The 18,512-nt window shown below is 43.0% G+C and carries 17 protein-coding genes; 16 read left to right on the top strand and 1 reads right to left on the bottom strand.

The window, feature by feature from the left end:
• The first annotated feature begins 51 nt into the window (after nucleotides 1–51).
• The 5 genes from BLA28_RS21335 (at nucleotide 52) to BLA28_RS21315 (ending at nucleotide 6,963) form a co-directional block, all read left to right on the top strand.
• Entirely contained in the window at nucleotides 52–1,002 is a 951-nt protein-coding gene (locus tag BLA28_RS21335) for an ABC transporter permease (RefSeq protein ID WP_044970787.1), read from the top strand.
• Between the two features lie 13 nt (nucleotides 1,003–1,015).
• Complete coding sequence (locus BLA28_RS21330) at nucleotides 1,016–1,915, top strand: carbohydrate ABC transporter permease (RefSeq protein WP_009254664.1); 900 nt, start codon at nucleotides 1,016–1,018, stop codon at nucleotides 1,913–1,915.
• A 48-nt stretch (nucleotides 1,916–1,963) separates the two neighbouring features.
• Nucleotides 1,964–3,958, top strand: a complete 1,995-nt coding sequence (locus BLA28_RS21325; protein ID WP_071699396.1) for an alpha-galactosidase — start codon at nucleotides 1,964–1,966, stop codon at nucleotides 3,956–3,958.
• A 38-nt stretch (nucleotides 3,959–3,996) separates the two neighbouring features.
• Nucleotides 3,997–5,964, top strand: a complete 1,968-nt coding sequence (locus BLA28_RS21320; protein WP_081365647.1) for an alpha-galactosidase — start codon at nucleotides 3,997–3,999, stop codon at nucleotides 5,962–5,964.
• Nucleotides 5,965–6,522: 558 nt separating this feature from the next.
• A complete protein-coding gene (locus tag BLA28_RS21315) occupies nucleotides 6,523–6,963 on the top strand; it encodes a VOC family protein (RefSeq protein WP_009254661.1) in 441 nt (146 codons plus the stop codon).
• Between the two features lie 51 nt (nucleotides 6,964–7,014).
• Here the strand turns inward: BLA28_RS21315 and BLA28_RS21310 are convergent, their stop codons facing one another.
• Nucleotides 7,015–7,680, bottom strand: a complete 666-nt coding sequence (locus BLA28_RS21310; protein WP_071699394.1) for an HXXEE domain-containing protein — start codon at nucleotides 7,678–7,680, stop codon at nucleotides 7,015–7,017.
• 114 nt (nucleotides 7,681–7,794) lie between these two features.
• Between BLA28_RS21310 and BLA28_RS21305 the strand changes: the two genes are divergently transcribed.
• The 11 genes from BLA28_RS21305 (at nucleotide 7,795) to BLA28_RS21255 (ending at nucleotide 18,442) form a co-directional block, all read left to right on the top strand.
• Complete coding sequence (locus BLA28_RS21305) at nucleotides 7,795–8,364, top strand: TetR/AcrR family transcriptional regulator (RefSeq protein WP_165868713.1); 570 nt, start codon at nucleotides 7,795–7,797, stop codon at nucleotides 8,362–8,364.
• A gap of 14 nt (nucleotides 8,365–8,378) precedes the next feature.
• On the top strand, nucleotides 8,379–10,400 hold the full coding sequence (locus BLA28_RS21300; protein WP_071699392.1) for a plasmid pRiA4b ORF-3 family protein: 2,022 nt from the start codon (nucleotides 8,379–8,381) through the stop codon (nucleotides 10,398–10,400).
• Between the two features lie 179 nt (nucleotides 10,401–10,579).
• Nucleotides 10,580–10,849 carry an antitoxin VbhA family protein gene (locus BLA28_RS34810; protein WP_330393283.1) on the top strand — a complete coding sequence of 90 codons (270 nt, stop codon included), beginning with the start codon at nucleotides 10,580–10,582 and terminating at the stop codon, nucleotides 10,847–10,849.
• A 10-nt stretch (nucleotides 10,850–10,859) separates the two neighbouring features.
• On the top strand, nucleotides 10,860–11,468 hold the full coding sequence (locus tag BLA28_RS21295; RefSeq protein ID WP_330393282.1) for a winged helix-turn-helix transcriptional regulator: 609 nt from the start codon (nucleotides 10,860–10,862) through the stop codon (nucleotides 11,466–11,468).
• Between the two features lie 373 nt (nucleotides 11,469–11,841).
• On the top strand, nucleotides 11,842–12,351 hold the full coding sequence (locus tag BLA28_RS21290; protein ID WP_069154948.1) for an RNA polymerase sigma factor: 510 nt from the start codon (nucleotides 11,842–11,844) through the stop codon (nucleotides 12,349–12,351).
• Nucleotides 12,344–13,264 (top strand): zf-HC2 domain-containing protein, encoded by a 921-nt coding sequence (locus BLA28_RS21285; protein WP_069158740.1) that lies wholly within the window; start codon nucleotides 12,344–12,346, stop codon nucleotides 13,262–13,264. The genes BLA28_RS21290 and BLA28_RS21285 overlap by 8 nt, the downstream gene beginning before the upstream one ends.
• A gap of 144 nt (nucleotides 13,265–13,408) precedes the next feature.
• Nucleotides 13,409–14,656 carry a phosphoribosylformylglycinamidine cyclo-ligase gene (purM, locus tag BLA28_RS21280; protein WP_069158741.1) on the top strand — a complete coding sequence of 416 codons (1,248 nt, stop codon included), beginning with the start codon at nucleotides 13,409–13,411 and terminating at the stop codon, nucleotides 14,654–14,656.
• Nucleotides 14,657–14,681: 25 nt separating this feature from the next.
• Nucleotides 14,682–15,533, top strand: coding sequence for a phosphoribosylaminoimidazolesuccinocarboxamide synthase (locus BLA28_RS21275; RefSeq protein ID WP_069158742.1), 852 nt, complete (start codon nucleotides 14,682–14,684; stop codon nucleotides 15,531–15,533).
• Between the two features lie 198 nt (nucleotides 15,534–15,731).
• Nucleotides 15,732–15,914: a hypothetical protein gene (locus tag BLA28_RS21270; protein WP_069158743.1), complete on the top strand. Its 183-nt coding sequence runs from the start codon at nucleotides 15,732–15,734 to the stop codon at nucleotides 15,912–15,914.
• A gap of 427 nt (nucleotides 15,915–16,341) precedes the next feature.
• Nucleotides 16,342–17,748, top strand: coding sequence for an AAA family ATPase (locus BLA28_RS21260; RefSeq protein ID WP_009254650.1), 1,407 nt, complete (start codon nucleotides 16,342–16,344; stop codon nucleotides 17,746–17,748).
• On the top strand, nucleotides 17,738–18,442 hold the full coding sequence (locus tag BLA28_RS21255; protein ID WP_069154941.1) for a hypothetical protein: 705 nt from the start codon (nucleotides 17,738–17,740) through the stop codon (nucleotides 18,440–18,442). The genes BLA28_RS21260 and BLA28_RS21255 overlap by 11 nt, the downstream gene beginning before the upstream one ends.
• Nucleotides 18,443–18,512 lie beyond the last annotated feature (70 nt).

The following is an 18,512-nucleotide window of genomic DNA, read 5'->3' as shown; positions in this document are numbered from 1 at the left end:
AGGAAACGCGGTTTATAAAAACCGCGTTTCTTAAAAAAAGGGGGTAACAATATGGCGAAAAGCGCTGCGGTAAAGCCGCCGAAAAAACCGCTGAAGAACAGGCTGTGGGATCAGCGGTATCTGTTTCTGCTGATGCTTCCGGCTGTTGTCTGGGTGGTGTTTATATGTTATGCGCCGATGACCGGCCTGTACATGGCATTCACTAATTATTCGCCCACAACGGAAGGCTACTTCCATGATCTGCTGGGAGCGCCGTTTGTGGGGCTGGACTGGTTTGAATATTTCTTTCAGAATGACTTTGTTATGATAATGCGCAATACGCTGGCTACCAGCCTTCTGACGCTGCTCTTTTCTTTCCCTGCGCCCATTCTTATAGCGATTTTCCTGAATGAGGTGCGCAGCATGCGTATGAAGAAATTTGTGCAGACCGCATCCTACCTTCCCTATTTTATTTCCTGGGTTATTGCGGCGAACATTTTCCTCACCTTCCTTTCCGGAGACGGTGTGGTAAATGATATACTTCAGTTCTTTCATTTTACGGACGAGGATATCCTGTTTTTCCAGAAGGGCCCCTATTTCTGGTGGATCATAGCCATAGCCAATACCTGGAAGGTTATGGGCTATAATGCGATCATCTATCTGGCTGCCATTTCAGGAATTGATCAGGAACAGTATGAGGCGGCGGAGGTGGACGGTGCCAACCGGGTGCAGAGAATTCTGCATATCACCCTTCCGGCAATCCGGCCCACTATCTGTATCCTGCTTATCCTGGCTGTGGGAGGTATCCTGAATACCGGCTTTGAACAGCAGCTCCTGATGCAGAATGACTCCATACTGAACTATTCGGACGTACTTGATACCTATGCGTACCGCTATGGTATGAAAAACGGAATGTATTCCTATGGTACCGCCGTTGGATTGTTCAAGTCCATTGTGTCCTTTATCCTGGTACTGAGTGCCAACGGGATTACCAAGAAGCTGAATGATTCGGCACTGTTTTAAGGGGAGGATAAGCATGCGGAAAACAAAAATCGGAAATAAAAGCAAAGAAGACTGGATACTGGATATTCTTAAAGTTATTGTACTGTCCATTGTTACTATTATAACGGTATATCCGTTCTGGAACATTTTCATTATATCCATTAATGATGCGACAGACGCCATACGCGGGGGGCTGTATTTCCTTCCCAGGAAGCTGAGCTTCTCCAGTTATCTGGAGATACTCACCAAAAAGACCTTTCTGTCATCCATCAAAGTAAGTGTGGCAAGGACGGTGATTGGTACGCCCATAGCGGTTCTGGTAACCTCCATGCTCGCCTATGCGCTGTCCAGAAGAGATCTGGTAGGGCGGAAATTCTGGAACCTGCTGTTTATTTTTACCATGTATTTCGGCGGCGGCCTGGTTCCCTATTATATGGTTTTAAAGGGAATCCACATGCTGAATACGTTCTGGGTATTTATTTTCCCGCTGATGATGAGCGTATATAACATGATTCTGGTCCGTTCCTATGTGGAATCCATGCCGGAATCCCTGTTTGAAGCTGCCAAAATAGACGGGGCGACGGATCTGACCGTATTTTTCCGGCTGGTCCTGCCTTTGTCAAAACCTATTCTGATGACTATCGGGCTGTTTGTCGCGGTAAACCAGTGGAATTCCTGGTTTGATGCATATCTGTATACCTCCGCGCAGAGCCTGAAGCCCATGCAGTCTGTCCTGGTGGAAATCCTGAACCAGTATCAGACCGGCGGAAGCGTATCCCAGCAGATGTCAAATGCCAAATCCGGTATGACGGTAACTCCGGACAGCATCCGTATGGCGGCTACTATGGTGGCAACCATACCGATTATCATGGTTTATCCGTTTATTCAGAAATACTTTGTCAAGGGAATCATGCTGGGGGCGGTCAAGGCCTGATTCAGCATTCCTGCCGGCGGAGAAGTTTGGGTTTAATGGGGGTTAATTATGGCTTATAATATAGGAAATGAAAAAATTCGTATCCTCCTGAATCAGGAGGACGGTACCTTTTGTGCAGAGCTGGCAGGGGGAAGGCTTCTGCATATGTGTACGGAGGTAAGGCTGAAGGACGGGAGGCTTGTACGCTCGACGGACTTATGGAGACATGAGGTGTCGGAATCGGAAGGGGAGGAACTGCCGGGAGCCTGCCGGAAGGCGTTTTTTATCCATACGGGGGATCAGGACTGGAAACTGGTGCAGGAGTTCTGTATCTACGAGGATTATTTTACGGCTTCCACCGCATTCTGCAGCGGCAGTGAGGCGGAGACAAATTATATTGCGCCGTTCTGCCCTGCGGGGGAAGAGGGAGAGGTGATTCTCGGAGACGGGCCTTTACGGTTTCTCAGCGCACCCTTTGATAATGACAAATGGGCTAAGTTTGTGGAATATCCGGTCGCGTATTCCCGTATGTCCTATGAGTTCACGGTACTGCATGAGGAAAACTCTGAGGGAGGGCTTGTGCTGGGGTCGGTGGATCATGATCACTGGAAAACGGGATTTACGGCAACAGCTAATGAAAACAGCGGGAAAACGGAAATCACTGCGGTATGCGGTGCGGCCACAGAAGATACCAGGGATTTGAATGGTATCAGACATGGTTATCTGCGGGGAACAGAAATCAAAAGCGCCCGTATTTTCGCAGGCAGTTTTAACTCCTGGCAGGAGGGGCTGAAGCTTTACGGCAGGTGCAATGCGGCCATCCGGCCTGCGCTTTCGTGGAAAGGGCCGGTTCCTTTCGGATGGAACAGCTATGCGGCGCTGATGCCCTTGATTTCTTATGAAAAATATAAAGAAGCCAGCGACTTCATGAAGAGTATTCAGGATACCTTCCACGATGCGGAAGGCATGCAGTATATTGACTATGATGCAGGCTGGGAACGGTTTACCAACCGGATGAAGGATACGGTGGAATATGCGGAGGCGAACAATCAGAAACCGGGCGCCTATTTCAGCCCCTTTATCGTTTTGGAGCCATGGTTTGAAAAAGAGGTGCCGGGAACGGGAGGCAACTACCTGTACCGGGATTTGCTGTTAAGGGATGAAAAAGGGGAAATACTGCCGCCTGTAGACGGCCTGTACTCCCTGGACGCCACTCATCCCGGCGTGCTGGAATATATGGAATATGTGACCGGAAAGCTGATACAATGGGGGTATAAGCTGGTAAAGACAGATTTTGTGGGCCATGGCTGCCGGGAGGGTGTTTTCTATAATAAGGATATCACTACCGGTGTGGAGGCTTATAATTATGGGATGAGCCATTTTGTACGCTGCCTGTCGGAGGAAAGAGCCGGCTATCCCATCCTCATCAGCCTTTCCATCGCGCCGATCATGCCCCATGGCTACGGTCATGCCAGGAGAATTTCCTGTGATTCCTTCGGAAGCCTGGATCAGTCGGCCTATCTGAATAACTGTATCACCTATCTGTGGTGGATGAATGACTGTCTGTACCGGTTTAACGATCCGGATCATATCGTGACCTATAAAACCTATGACAAGCATTCCACTACATTGGAGGAAGGGATTACCCGTTTTAATACGGGAGTCATCTGCGGCGGGCTGATGCTTGCCAGTGATGATTACGGGATTCCGGAAGCCTGCCGGCGTTCCCGTCTGGTGCTCACGAATGAGGAAGTCAATAAGGCGGCCGCGAAAGGAGGAGCCTTCCGTCCGGTTTCCGGTGCCAGGGGTGAATCCGCGGCGGATGTGTTCATGAGACCGGAGGAAGACGGGATTCTGCTCGGAGTCTTTAATTACAGTCTGTCGGAGGAACGGCATATGGATATTCCCGTGGAGAAGCTGAGGCTTTCGGCGGAAGAATGCTATATGGTGAGGGATCTGTGGAGCAAGCGGGAAACGGAAGTCCGGGACGGTCATATACATGTGAGCCTGATACCTGCGCAGTCTGCGATACTGCGTGTCAAAAAAGGGAAGAATGGAAACTGAAAAGAATATACCTGCATGAGCGGGGGATGGGAGTGAATATGAGCATGGATTGGGACGGTTTACAATTAAATGAAGAGACAGGGTGCTTTTCCATCTGTTTTTCTGGAGGGGAATTTAAGAATCTGTATGCACAGGTCAGGCTGCAGGATGGCACCTGTTTGAAAACAACGGACATGAAGCAGCATACGAAGAGGGTCAGCGAGGAAAAAACAGAGATCGGCGGCTGCCGCAGGGAAGAATTTATCCATGAGGACGGAGGCCGTATAAGGCTGATTCAGCTGTTTGATGTGTATGCGGATTACATAACCATCCGTCTGCTGGCGGAAGGTGAAGATGTGCTCAGCACCAATTGCATGACTCCGCTGTACGGCTGTGGGGAGGAACCGGTGCTTGTGATGAAGGAAAAAGATATCCGTTTTCTTTCGGCGCCCTTCGACAATGACAAATGGGCGAAGTTCGTGGACTATCCGGTGAAAGATTCCAGGATGTCCTATGAATTCACAGTAGTTCATCCGGAGAAGGGAAATGCAGGACTGGTCATGGGATCCGTGGATCATGACTGCTGGAAGACCGGTTTTCAGGCGGCAGCGGACAAGGATGGCAGCATTGTGGAATTCCGGGGGATTTCCGGCGTGGCTACGGAGGATACCAGGGATTTGGACGGTGCACAGCATGGCTGGCTGAGCGGGACACAGGTGTGCAGCTCCCGTATTTTCCTGGGCTGGTTTGAGGATACCCGGGATGGGCTGCAGGCCTTCGGAAAAGCCAACGCCGCGGTGAAACCGGCGCTGCCCTGGGAAGGCCCCGTGATTTTCGGCTGGAACAGCTGGGCGGCACTTATGGGAAAGGTGACCTTTGAAAAATACAAAGAAGCCTGTGATTTCATGAAATCCATCAAGGATACCTATCAGGGCTCGGATGGAAAACAGTATGTGAATTATGATGCGGCCTGGGGGCGCTTTACCAATAAAATGAGGGATTCCGTAGCCTATGCGGAGGCGAACGGGCAGGAGCCCGGAACGTATTACAGCCCGTTTATTACCCATGAACATCAGTTTAAGCAGGAAGTGCCCGGGACCAATGGAAATTATCTGTTTGAGGATCTGCTGCTTCGGGATAAGGACGGGAAGATCCTGTCTCAGATTGACGGTCTGTATTCCCTGGATCCCACCCATCCAGGTACGATGGATTATATTTCCTATGAGACGGATAATATTATCAAATGGGGATTCCGGAGTGTGAAGACGGACTTTGTCGGACACGGCTGCCGGGAGGGCGTATTTTATAATAAGGATATCACCACAGGCGTTCAGGCCTTTAACTTCGGAATGAGTCATTTTGTGGAATGCCTGTCCGAAAAGAGAGCAGGCTACCCGATTTTTATAAGCCTGTCCATTGCACCGATCATGCCTCACGGCTACGGGCATGCCAGAAGGATTTCCTGTGATGCGTTCGGGAGCCTGGATCAATCGGCTTATCTGAATAACTGTATCACCTATCTGTGGTGGATGAATGACTGCCTGTACCGTTTTAATGATCCGGATCATATCGTGACCTATAAGACCTATGATAAGCATTCCACCACTTTGGAGGAAGGAAGGACCAGATATCATACAGGTGTGATTTGCGGAAGCCTGATGCTTACCAGCGATGATTACGGGATCCCGGAGGCCAGGGAACGGGCCAGGGAAGTGCTGACCAATGAAGAGATCAATGCAGTTGCCAGAAAGGGAGAAAGCTTCCGGCCTGTTTCGGGTGCGCAGGGAGAGTTCGCTGCAGATGTTTTCGCCAGGAAGGATGAGGATGCTGTTGTGGTGGCTGCGTTCAATTACAGTCTTTCCGATGAGCGTCAGGTAGTGATACCGGTGGAAGAGATCGGACTGGAGAAGGGGCAGCGCTGTAAGGTGAAGGATCTGTGGACGAAGAAGGTGACGGAAAGCGAGGATGGGTATGTGCGGATTAAGCTGATTCCGGCACAGTCTGTAATGATTAAGGTTTATTCTTAAGGGCGTTGTTGTCCGGCGGGAGGGCGACAGGAGGTACATCACAGGGGACTCCCTTCGCATTTGGGTATCCGTCTGCTCCCCTCCTTCCCTCTCCTCCGTCTCTGGACGCGTGCCTTATATCTCTCCATGGGCAGACAAAAAAAGGGCGCAGTTTCTAACCATTTTATTTTCATAATCAGCGGCCAACGCGGCTGAACTCCTCCCGTTGGTCGTCAGACAGTGCCGCTAAGGGCGGGCAGCAGATTATGGAAATAAAACGGTAAGAAACTGCGCCCTTTTTTTGAGATGCCCATGGAGAGATATAAGGCACGCGTCCAGAGACGTAGGAGAGGGAAGGAGGGGAGCAGACGGATACCCCAATGCTGGGGAGTCCCCTGTGATGTACCTCCTGTCTTGGTGAAGTGGGAAGGTTGGGGAGAAAGAGTGTTTGTAAAAGGGGAGGTACAGATAAATGTGGAAATTGTTATTATATGGGTGTATAATGTAGAACGTAAATTAGTTTGATCCTGGCGGAGGTTTGTGCAGGGCCGGGAGTTTAAGGTAAGAAAGGGGAAAAATATGGGAGAACAGGTAAAGGGGTTGGCACATGTGGCATTTAATGTGTCGGATATGGACAAGGCAATTCAGTTTTATCAGGATGTGCTGGGATTTGAAAAGGCATTTGATCTGAAGAATCCGAAGACGGGGGAGCCTTGGATTGTGTATCTTTATGCAGGGGGGAATCAGTTCGTTGAATTGTTTTATGGCGGGGTGAATTATCAGGAGTATAAGGATGAGAATATCGGATTTTCTCATACCTGCCTGGAAGTGGGGGATATTCATGAAATCGCTGATCGGATTGTAAAGGCGGGCTGGGTGCTTGATTCCCAGGTGTCACAGGGAATGGATATGAACTGGCAGTGCTGGACGCATGATCCGGATCATAATCGGATTGAGCTGATGCAGATGGAAGCGGATTCCTTACAGTATCAGTTCCTTAGAGAGCATAATTTGTTGTAGGAAGGAAAAACCTGGTGCTGTGTTGATTGCGGCATCAGGTTTTTATTGGTTTTATTCATATTTGGAAAAATAGCCTGCGCTTGAGAAAGCGTATTTCTGGCTCTTAATTCTTTTGGAAAAGGTAAAGGGAATGAGGATCAGGAAGATGATTATAAATAGTACAATAGCAACTCCAAGGATGGCCTGAGACGCTGTGAAGGGATTTTCCGACAGCCAGAGGCATCCGTAAACGCTTAAGGGTAAAAGGCAGATGTATGAAGTAATAGTTCCTGGTCCATACAGCGTTTTTTTACCTTTGTCTTTGTAGCGTTTATACATATGGATTCCATCCATGGTATGGTGGATTAGTTCGCCGATGCCAAATATTACGACGGCGATAACAGAAGCAGCCTCTATTCTGACGGCAAATGCGGTCATGAGGATAAAGATGAATTCGGCGCCGAGGTTTGTGAACATATTGGTGAGTCTGTTCTGGGGGTAGACTAGCGGAGCGTCTGATTTCTGTCCCAGGTTGTTCATATAGAAGAAACCGCCGGGAGCGGTATTTTCTTCAAATACATGGAGCGGCACCATAATTGCTAGCAGGCATATAAGTCTTTGCGGAACCTCCCATACAGGCCATTTTATCAGGAGTATATTTCCCATGATAATGCCGATCAGGTAAATGCAATGCAGCCAAGCCTGGTCGCACCATTTTTGCAGCAGGTTTTCTTTCATTTTGAAGTCCTCCTCGTATTGAAGTTATGCAACACGTGTCTTATGATTATTATAGAAGAAGGGAAATGATACATCAAGCAACAATAATTCAAGATGTGTCTCACGGTAGGTATTATGAATAAACAGCCTGAAATGACGGATGCAACAAGAGAGGCAATAGTGATGGCTTTTTGTTCTGCGGCACGGGAGAAGCCAATCGAAAGGGTAACGGTAAAAGAGATTGCCAGGCTTGCTGGTTACAACCGTACAACTTTTTACCGATATTTCGCGGATTGCTCTATGGTTCTGGAATATATGGAGAAAATGGTGATAGATGATTTGCTTGAAGCGGTTAAGGGCAACGTCAGAGAACGGAATTTTGACGATGTTTTTTTCCGGAGTTTTTTAGATATGTGTCAGTCACATAAAGAAAAACTGGCTGTTTTGCTGAATGACAGAAACCGTTCTCATTTTATCAGGCAGATTAAAGAAATTGTGATTCAGATGAGTGATGAAAGGGTACCGAATCCATCCTGTGAAAACAAAAAGCATGTTATTATGGATATCTACTATTCAGGTGTTTTTTCCGCATTGAGTGAATGGATACGGAATCCGGATGTGATATCCGCGGAAGAATTGCTGGAATTGATTAAGAAATTGTTTTCTGTATGGTATTGGCCGGAATTGATGGATATTTGCGGGTGAGAGAGGAAGGGAAAATGGCAGGATTTCAGGTAAAAGTGGTGTTGGAAGGGGCGCAGCCGCCTTTATGGCGCAGGATATTGCTGCCGGATCAGCTGTCCTTTGCTGATTTGCATGTTATTCTTCAGATTGTGTTTGGATGGCAGGAAGAGCATCTGCATGATTTTTCTTTTCAGAGAAGCAGGGTAAGAATCAGTGATACGGAGTATGCGGATGCAGATTTGGATGAAAAGGATGTGTGTGCGGATTCCTATTTGAAAGCCGGATGGATAAGGTATACTTATGATTTTGGTGATGACTGGCGCCATAAAATTGTTTTGGAAAAAGAACTGGAGGATTATGAGAAACGTTATCCGACAGTGGTTAAACATAAACGCGGCAATATGGCAGAAGACAGCGGCGGTGCATGGTACGGAGAGGAAAGCAGTGAGATTTATGACGAGGAAAGAGTAAATTCTTTGCTTAAGGAGAACTGTTTCTGCGAAGTTTTTGCGGGGGAAGCCGGAGAGGATATACTGGTAACGGAAGTTCTGTTAGATGACTTTATGAAGAAAATGGGGCTGAAACAAAAGATACAGCGGCCAAAGAAAAAATCAGCCCTGGAACTGAAGATAGAAGAGATACATAATTTTTACGAAGAAATGGATAAGCTGCAGAAGCTTTCAGGGTCAGCCAGGCAGATAAAGGAAGGACAGCAGTCCAATGAGGGACAATTTGTTTTTAATTTTGAAACAGGCGAAACAGATATAGAAGAAGAACTGCCGGATTTTTATTTTTGTAAATGTGAAAGTAATATTACTCAGGAAGAGCTTCTGGCACAGGGCGCAGAACAGTTAATTAATGATTATGCAAAATATCTGATGATTCCTCCGGGAGAAAGCAGAAGCAAAAAAGACACAGAGCAGGCTATTTTAGAAGTGCTGCAGGCTCATCCCGAATATTATCTTATTTTTATGGATGAAATAACGGTGCAGAATTATCTTTTGAGTGTGGAAAAGAATGTAGGTGAGTTTTTTCCTGCCATTTCTGAAAAAAGTCTGGTCGTGTTGTGTACATGGGGACTTTGGGATGTAAAGATATATAAAAAGTCCGGTAAAAACAGAATGGATATTTCCGCTGCAAAAGGAAATGAAATCCTGCTTCAGTTCTTGAAGTCAAACAGACTGCACCAGTTTTACAGTACTAAAAAATTGATTACGGACGGCATTTTTTATCTGATGCAGAGTTATGGATTTATGGAATCGAGCGCCCTTCATGAGAAATATCAGAAAGCGTTCGGATCGATAGCTTATGAAGACCTGATGAGGTATGTTTATCTTGACGGACGTTTATTTGGGAAATATGAAACGGGAGAATGTCTTATTGATAATAGGGTTACATCTTTTGTTTCCTTTGGCGGACTGGATGCAGAGCAGGTTCTGGAACAGATGAAAGAGTATGGACAGGGACTGGAGTATGCTGATTTTAAAAATAAACAGCTTTTAAAATGGAAGGAGGGTATCGGCGGCTTTGTTCCCGCTTGGGAAGATTTGGGGGAAATTCTGGTAAATCTGGAAGTTTTACTGCCGGAGGCGCTGGAGGAATTTTTACCGGAGCTATATCAGGAAACAGTATCGGGGCTGGAACTGGACGAATTACTTTATATTATTGAGGAAATTATGACAGATGAGCCGGAAGACCCTATGAATATGCTGCAGCTTGCAATGATCTGGATAGATATGGCACAGTGCTGGCTGGATACGCCCCTGGCCTGTTTGAAAGGCTGCAGCAGGACGAGTCTCGCACGGCGGACGGGGAAGGAGCCTTTTACTATTGCGGTAGATGAGGATAGTGATATCACTCCGGATGAACTGGACGGGGATGAGCAAATTTATGAACTGCCGTGGAGCATGCAGCAGGAGATTTATTATCTGCTGAACGAAAGAGAAAGTAAGAAGGGACGGATGAAGGCGCTGGAAGGAGTGCGGGGACTGGCGAAGAGTGTAGGGAAAGAGATGGTAGTATTTGAGGTGTTGGAGAGGGTTCTTGGATTGAGATGAGTGAAAGGGAATTTTCGGGATGAATATCGAAGCATATAATGTGGATTCTCTTAGAAAGTTAGTCAGAGATTCCGGCCATGGCGGAAGAATTGTTACAGATGACCCTTTGAGATTATTTATGATATACTGAATTTTAATAAGATTAATAACAAGAAGATTTTCAGAAAGAGGTATAAAACATGCCCGAAGAAAAAAAATGGCAGTTTGAGCTTGAAGAATATATCCGGCAGGGGGAACCGGAACAGACAGAAAAATGCGAAATATGGCAGACTGCAATCGGACTGCAGGATGTGGATGGTCTCAAAACTTCTGATTACCTGTTGGATACAGCCAAAGGACATATTGAGGGAAAAATAAGTATTAATGAAGCCCAGAGAAGAATACAAAACTACTATGAAGAGCGTTCGGAGCGTTTAGAGGTGCAGGGAGAATCAGACCATATAACATAACCAAAAGAGAGTGGGTACTGAAGGGGGCTTGTCACTTCAGGAATCGGTGAAGCATCTGGCAAAATTTACCTCTGATATCTGGCAAATCCATCCTTTTTGTGAAGGGAATACAAGGACGACTGCTGTCTTCGTCATTAAATATATGAAGACTTTTGGTTTGGAAGTAAGTAATGATGTGTTTGCAGAACATTCATGGTATTTCCGAAACGCATTGGTACGGGCTAATTATAATAATCTGAAAAATGGAATTCATGCGACAACCGAATATCTGGAATTATTTTTTAGTAATCTTTTGTTGAATACAAATTATGAATTGAAAAATCGTTATATTCATGTGGATTACGAATCGACGTTGGAAACAGGGGATTTTCAAAGTGAAATGAAGAATGTTCTAAAGGGAAAAAATTTCACTTTGAATTTCACTTTGGAAGAGCTTGCTATTCTCAGACTGATTGCTGAAGATCCTGCCATTACACAAAAAGAAATTGCTGTAAAGATTGGAAAATCAGACCGTACGGTGAAAAATAAAATGGCAATGCTGCAGGACAAGCAATATATACGACGAATGAATGGAAAACGTAATGGCAGATGGGAGATTCTGGTTGAATTGCCTTCGTGATTAGCAGGTGGCTTGTGGGAGATAACGAAATTATGAATCTTTATGTGATAATATTTTGATACAATAAAAATTAGAAAATCGACAGTACCTTTTAGTGCAGGGACTGCCGATTTTATTTTGTAGAAAAATAAAAAATCATCGAATAAATGATTATGTTCCATAAAGAATTTAAGAATTTGATCGACAGCTTCCGCATCATCCCACAGATCTATAAAAGCACATAATATTAGAATCTGTAAATCCAAAAAGTTAATAAAAATATTTACTTTAGCTTGTAACAGAGGGCTCTATTATGTGATATAAGTGGTATAAGTAATGATTCATTAATAGAGCGGATTTGTGAACGGTATTTTTGCGGACAGGAGGTGAATAGATGGAGAAATACGACAAGAGCATAGATATGGATTCTGTCTATAGGGAATATGAGAAATTAGTTTATCGCTTTTTGTATTCTCATACACATGACGCAGAATGGTCTCAAGAACTCATGCAGGAAACGTTTTTGCGGGCGGTAAATTCTATTTCACGGTATGATGGTACCTGTAAGCTGTCTGTATGGCTTTGTCAGATAGCCAAGCATATACTCTATCAGGAACTTCGTAAAAAAAAGCAGATAGAAACGGTAGAATTAGTAGATTACTTAACCGATGATTCTGCACCAAATGGTGAAACCAGTATACTGAAACAAGAAAGTAAAATAGAACTTTATCGAGAAATTCATCTCCTGCCGGAACGGGAACGAGAAGTGGTTTTGTATCGAATTACGGGGGAACTGTCTTTCCGTGAAATAGGAGAAATTTTAGGAAAGAGTGAGAATTGGAGCAGAACTGTATTTTATCGGGCAAAACAAAAAATAAGAGAGGAGTTGAAAAAGTATGAATGAAAATTATCCTTGTGACATTATCCAGGATTTGCTTCCCGGTTATATTGATGAGATATTAAGCGAAACAGGAACACGCGTGGTGAAAGAACATTTAGAGGAATGTGAAAAATGTAATCATGTTTATTTGGAAATGAAGGAGGGCTTGAACTCAGAAGAAGAACTAAATGAAACTCTTGCACTGGACGGTTTTAAGAAGGTACAGCAGCATACAAAAAAATTAAAAATAACGATTGGAATTTTTGCAGGGTTATTGACACTGCTTCTATTATCTATCTTTTTGAAAGTTTTTGTGATAGGTGAACTTTTATCATCACATGAAGTGAATGCCACAGACATTTCATACGATGAAAAAACAGAATCTCTTACTATAAGCGGCACGATTAATCTGTCATCTTACCATATCAGCCGTGTCGTATGGGAAGAGAGTAAAGAAGAAGCTGATGTAGTCCATGTACTTGTTTATGGAGCAGAAACCTTACCATTCCAGCTGAAAAAGACAGATTTTACCATTTCAATTCCCGATATGAAGGGGAAGACGGCTTATCTTGCGAGTCCGGAGTATGACAGGCTGGAAGTATATAGCTGGGAAAACGATCACTACGAAAAGCTGGCAGAATTAGAAGATGAAATATATAGCCGTTTACCTGAACTGGATAAAGTCAAAGATGCTTTAAGTTATATTAGTGGAATAGAATATGTAAATGGAATAGAAGGTATATGTTATTATGTTGACACTGTGGTTGGCGAAAACGCATCATACTGGCGATTTAACAATCAACTAATCACAGACGGCGATTTTGAACCTCAGAATTTTGCTGTTTGGATTTCGTTAGATAAGCCATATCAGATTCTAATTTATAATTTAGAGACAGGAGAATATACGGAAGATTATTCGATTATCCGGAATAACTGAATTGCGTTGCTTTGCTGTTTGGAATGCATACAGTTCGACAACGCACAGCTCTACCACAGGTTGAAAGAAGAACGATATATCAAATATCCGGTTATTGTAGATTCGCATAGCCATGCTATAATTTCAGCAAGGGAGGTGATTTTGATGCTTGATAACAAGAAGATAGCGGCATTTATAGCGGACAAACGAAAAGCGAAAGGATTCACGCAACAACAGGTGGCGGATGCTTTAAATATATCCTTCCAGGCGGTTTCAAAATGGGAGAGCGGCATATCGTATCCGACAATTGAATTGCTCTATGCGCTTTCACGTCTTTTGGGAACCACAACCGATGAGATATTGAATGCACGGGATTCGTTTGATGCGGGGCTGACATATGAGAAAGCGGGCGTGGATATTTCGCACACGGATTCGATTAAGCGTGAAATGGCAGTTTATCTCCATTCACAAAATCCGCGTGTTTTGAATGGGATCGGACCTTTCGCTTCATTATATGACGTACGGTTTGATGATATTGAGAACCCTGTGCTTGTTTTGAAGTCCGAGGAACCCGGTTCCAAGCAAAAGCTTGCCACGAGATATGGATTTACCGAATCTATTTGCCATGATATGATCAATCATCTTGTAAACGATATTATCGTTATGGGAGCAAAGCCGCTTGCCGTTCTGGATACCATTATTTGCGGCAACGCAGAAAAGGATACCATCCGATCGATTATCAAAGGAATATCCGAGTCCTGCCGGGAAAATGAATGTGATTTAGTCGGCGGCGAAATGTCCATACAGCCCGGTGTGGTCGACAAAGGAGATTATGTATTAACCGCAAGCATAGCGGGGATTGTCGACAGAGAAAAAATTATTGACGGTTCTAAAATACAGGCCGGCGATAAGATACTCGCGGTGGCGTCAAACGGATTACATACAAACGGCTATTCTTTAGTAAGGTTTTTGATGGATTCCATGCCGCAGATTCAAAATGAAATGATCGGTACGGAAACGTTCCTTGAGGCGATTATGAAACCGCACACACCTTATTACAGGGCAGTAAAACGAATTTTAGGACTTCCCTCCGTTCATGGGATGGCTCATATTACAGGCGGAGGTATTCAGGGAAATCTGTCACGCATTATACCGGATGGTTTATCCGCGAGAATTAATCTGAAGCGTATTGTCGTACCACCTGTTTTTAAATATATCAAATCCAACGGGAATGTCGCAGAAAATGAAATGCTCAGGACCTTTAACTGTGGTGTGGGTCTTGTTATCGTAGTGGAAGCACAGGCAGAAACCATAATATCAAAAGCAATATCAAATTTCTATGAATGCTATCCGATTGGCGAAGTCGTTAAAGACAGCGCTTCGGTAGAATTTGAAAATAACCTCAATTGGTGATGACAAACTGGGAGGTATTCGGAACATGCAAAAAATAATCAGCGGCAAAGTAAGGGATGTTTATGAAATCGACGATAATCATTTAGTAATCGTCACCACGGACAGAATATCGGCATTTGATGTGATTTTATCCAAGCCGGTAAAAGACAAGGGGAAAGTATTGAACGCATTATCCCTTTTTGGGTTTGATTATACGAAAGATATTGTCAAAAATCATGTTTTATCCGATAAGCTCTCGGATATGCCAAAGTTTTTCCGGAACTCAGAATTTGAGGAACGCAGCATTCTTGTTGAAAAGTTGCAGATATTACCGTTTGAGTTTATCGTAAGAGGATATATGTTTGGCAACATGTGGAGTGCCTATCAAGATGGAAAAGAGTTCTGCGGGTTAAAAATAGAGGGGAACTATCAGCAGGCACAAAAACTGGAAACGCCGATTCTCACGCCTTCGACAAAAACAAGCGAAGGACACGACACATATGTCCCCTTTGACTATGTTATAAACGCACTTGGCAGTGAAACTGCCGGAAAAATCAATTATCTTTGTCAAAAGCTTTATGACGTATGTTATAAATATGCGTATGAGAAAGGGATCATTATTGCGGATACAAAGTTCGAATTCGGGCTGGATAAAGAGAATAATCTTGTCCTTGCAGATGAAATATTCACACCCGACTCAAGCCGTTTCTGGAGCATCGCGGATTATCAGGTCGGTGTGTCTCCCAAAAGCTATGACAAACAGTTTATTCGCGACTGGCTGCTCAGCAACAAGATCGGCGGCGAAATCCAGTATGATAACGTTCCGGACACAATTATAGACAGGACAGCTGACATTTATCAGGAGTGTTTGAAAAAATTAACCGGAGGGATTTCATAAATTGTCATAAAATAAGATCGGGAGCTGATCAGAAATGGTAAAGATGATAATAACGGATTTGGAGGATACGCTTCTCAGAAGCGATAATACTATTTCTGATTATACTGTGATTATACTCTAAAAGTGTCAGGCTTAGCGACAGCAGATGATAAAATCATTTACAGGTCTGATATTCCTGCAGATATAGCAGGCCAAATTATGAAAGTGAGTTTGGGAATACCGGAGGTAGTATGGAGCCATGTCATCAATGAATCCGTGGCATTATCAAATGACCCGGATTCGGATATGACCCATTATCGGTATTCGGATTTTTTTATGATGCCAATGGAAAAAAGCCCTGGTAATGCAATACTAGCATTACGCCAGGGCTTTTTCATATGAAAGCAGCAGGAAGAATGAGTGGAAAGAGACGGGAGAGTAAAGGTCGGATTTTACGAAATAGGAATTTCCGGCGCAAAATGGGCGAATTCTATTCTAAAAGACTACATAAAAAAGAGTATGCTGTAAACCATAATCGTATAAATCAGCTAAATCTGGTAATACGTGTTATGAAAAGAGTGGAAAAGAAAATGAATTGATAAGACGGCAGTCTGCACTCTGCTCTCCTTGTTTATTGAAGGGAATTGATTTGATAAAATAGCTATAAATGATTGCAGAACATATAGAGAAATCCAAATCAGCATATAGTATACGAAATTAATATTTATCGAGTTGAATTATAAAAACGAAATAAAATATACCAATATATAAGTTCGATATTGAAAAAATAAAAAATGAATGATATTATGTGCTTATGGAGGATGATACTATGAGCAAGCAAACTGTAAGAATTGAAAATATAAGTATTGAGAACTTAAAAAATGTGAAATACGGTTATCTTAATTTTGAAAACAAAAGAAAAAATTACAAAGCAAGCATATTGGGATTGTACGGACAGAATGGATCCGGTAAAACAGCACTTATAGATGCTTTACAGCTGCTTAAGTTTGCGTTGAGTGGGAAAGCGATTCCTTCAAAGTATGCAAATTATGTCAATGTGGATTCGGAAAAGTCTACATTAACATATCAATTTTTAGTATGTGATGAAGAGGTAAAGTATGATATTTGGTATCAATTTTCATTACGAAAAGCAGAAGATAATGATTCGATAGATACAGAGGATAGTAATTCAGCGCAGCCCCATATAAGGGTTGAAATATATGACGAGATACTATCCTATGGCTTTACGAATAAAGAAGAGAAGCTCAGAAAGTCAGCTCTGATTGACACAAGAAGTGAGGAAATATTTGTTCCCAAAACTAAATTTGTGGAATTGGTAGGAAATGATAAATCGCAAAATATGAATCTATTAGTTACAAAGAGACTGACACAGGCAACATCCCGTTCTTTCATTTTCTCACGAGAGATGATTAATGTGTTCAGAAAGAATTGCAAGAATGAAGTCTACATCAATCTGATTAATCATCTTAACTGGTTTGGGATAAGAGAATTGTTCGTAATAGACACGGAAAGTATCGGATTAATCAGTCTTAATTCGTTGCCGTTATCTTTCAAATATAGCAGTAAAGGTGCTGATACTGCAGGAAGTTTAGTATTACCATTAGACAGACCTGCACTTATTCCGGAAGAGGCATATGATGTTGTGGATAAAATTATTCAAAATATGAATATTGTCTTAGAACAGTTAGTGCCGGGACTTACAATTAGTATAGTGGATTTAGGTGCAGCTTTATTGAAGAATGGCAGTATTGGAAAGCAGATTCAGATTATGTCGTTAAAAAACAGCAGGTCAATTCCATTTTGCTATGAATCGGAAGGAATCAAGAAGATTGTATCTATTCTTCAATTACTGATTGCAGTTTATAACAATGCATCTGTTACTGTGGCGGTTGATGAACTTGATGGTGGGATTTTTGAATATTTATTGGGTGAACTCCTTAAAATCATTTCAGAGAAGGGAAAGGGGCAGCTAATATTTACATCCCATAATCTTCGCCCGCTTGAGACTATAGATAAGGGATTTGTCGCATTTACGACAACAAATCCTGAAATGCGTTATATTCGGATGGGAAATGTTAAGGGTACAAATAATCTGCGCGATTTCTATTATCGAGATATTGTACTGGGAGAACAAAGCGAGCAGGTATATAATCACACAAACAACTTTGAGATAGCATTAGCATTCAGGGAGGCGGGTGAAGCGATTGGCTCGTAAGAAGATTGTATTGGTAATAGTGGAAGGACCTTCGGATGAAGTCGCTCTTGGTATGGCATTGAGCCAGGTATATGATAAAGACTTTATTTATGTTCATATTATGCATGGTGATATTACTACACGACGTGGTGTAAGTTCGAAAAATATAGTTGCAAAGCTTGGCAATGAAGTAACTGCTTACGCAAAATCACAGCATTATAAAGCAAGTGATTTTAAGCAGATCATTCATATTGTTGATACGGACGGAGCCTATATTCCGGATGATAATATCATGGAAAAAGAAAATTACTTAGATATCCAGTATGAAAATGATGGAATATATACAAATAATAAAGCAAGTGTTATGACAAGAAATCAACAGAAAAGAGATAATTTATATAGGTTGAGAAGTTGTGGCATAATTTGGACAATTCCATATAGCCTATATTATATGTCCTGTAATTTGGATCACGTATTGTACGATAAGCAAAATAGTACGGATAAAGACAAAGAAAATGATGCTTATGTTTTTGCAAAAAAGTATAAGGGCAAGGTGGAATCATTCAAAGAATTCATTTGCAAATCGCAATTTTCTGTTACTGGAGACTATAAAGGATCCTGGGACTATATTGAAAAGGATTTGAATTCGGTGAATCGGTATACGAATCTGTGTATTTGTATTGAAAATGAGTTGGAAAGCAGAATGATGTCCTGAAATAAAAAGAATGGTTAGAGGAGGGATTTGTATGAAACGTATACTATTCGTCTGCCACGGCAGGGCACTA

It is taken from the genome of Eisenbergiella tayi (assembly GCF_001881565.1).
In the GTDB taxonomy this organism is placed as follows: domain Bacteria; phylum Bacillota; class Clostridia; order Lachnospirales; family Lachnospiraceae; genus Eisenbergiella; species Eisenbergiella tayi.
Note: the sequence above shows the minus strand (reverse complement) of the source record. Positions and strands in the feature narration are given on the sequence as shown.

Excerpts from the sequence above, each read along its gene's own strand:
- BLA28_RS21275 (WP_069158742.1), top strand. The coding sequence starts at position 14,682 with ATGCAAAAAATAATCAGCGGCAAAGTAAGGGATGTTTATGAAATCGAC.
- BLA28_RS21320 (WP_081365647.1), top strand. The coding sequence starts at position 3,997 with ATGAGCATGGATTGGGACGGTTTACAATTAAATGAAGAGACAGGGTGC.
- BLA28_RS34810 (WP_330393283.1), top strand. The coding sequence starts at position 10,580 with ATGCCCGAAGAAAAAAAATGGCAGTTTGAGCTTGAAGAATATATCCGG.
- BLA28_RS21285 (WP_069158740.1), top strand. The coding sequence starts at position 12,344 with ATGAATGAAAATTATCCTTGTGACATTATCCAGGATTTGCTTCCCGGT.
- BLA28_RS21260 (WP_009254650.1), top strand. The coding sequence starts at position 16,342 with ATGAGCAAGCAAACTGTAAGAATTGAAAATATAAGTATTGAGAACTTA.
- BLA28_RS21335 (WP_044970787.1), top strand. The coding sequence starts at position 52 with ATGGCGAAAAGCGCTGCGGTAAAGCCGCCGAAAAAACCGCTGAAGAAC.
- BLA28_RS21310 (WP_071699394.1), bottom strand. The coding sequence starts at position 7,680 with ATGAAAGAAAACCTGCTGCAAAAATGGTGCGACCAGGCTTGGCTGCAT.
- BLA28_RS21330 (WP_009254664.1), top strand. The coding sequence starts at position 1,016 with ATGCGGAAAACAAAAATCGGAAATAAAAGCAAAGAAGACTGGATACTG.
- BLA28_RS21270 (WP_069158743.1), top strand. The coding sequence starts at position 15,732 with ATGAAAGTGAGTTTGGGAATACCGGAGGTAGTATGGAGCCATGTCATC.
- BLA28_RS21315 (WP_009254661.1), top strand. The coding sequence starts at position 6,523 with ATGGGAGAACAGGTAAAGGGGTTGGCACATGTGGCATTTAATGTGTCG.
- BLA28_RS21325 (WP_071699396.1), top strand. The coding sequence starts at position 1,964 with ATGGCTTATAATATAGGAAATGAAAAAATTCGTATCCTCCTGAATCAG.
- purM (WP_069158741.1), top strand. The coding sequence starts at position 13,409 with ATGCTTGATAACAAGAAGATAGCGGCATTTATAGCGGACAAACGAAAA.
- BLA28_RS21305 (WP_165868713.1), top strand. The coding sequence starts at position 7,795 with ATGAATAAACAGCCTGAAATGACGGATGCAACAAGAGAGGCAATAGTG.
- BLA28_RS21290 (WP_069154948.1), top strand. The coding sequence starts at position 11,842 with ATGGAGAAATACGACAAGAGCATAGATATGGATTCTGTCTATAGGGAA.
- BLA28_RS21300 (WP_071699392.1), top strand. The coding sequence starts at position 8,379 with ATGGCAGGATTTCAGGTAAAAGTGGTGTTGGAAGGGGCGCAGCCGCCT.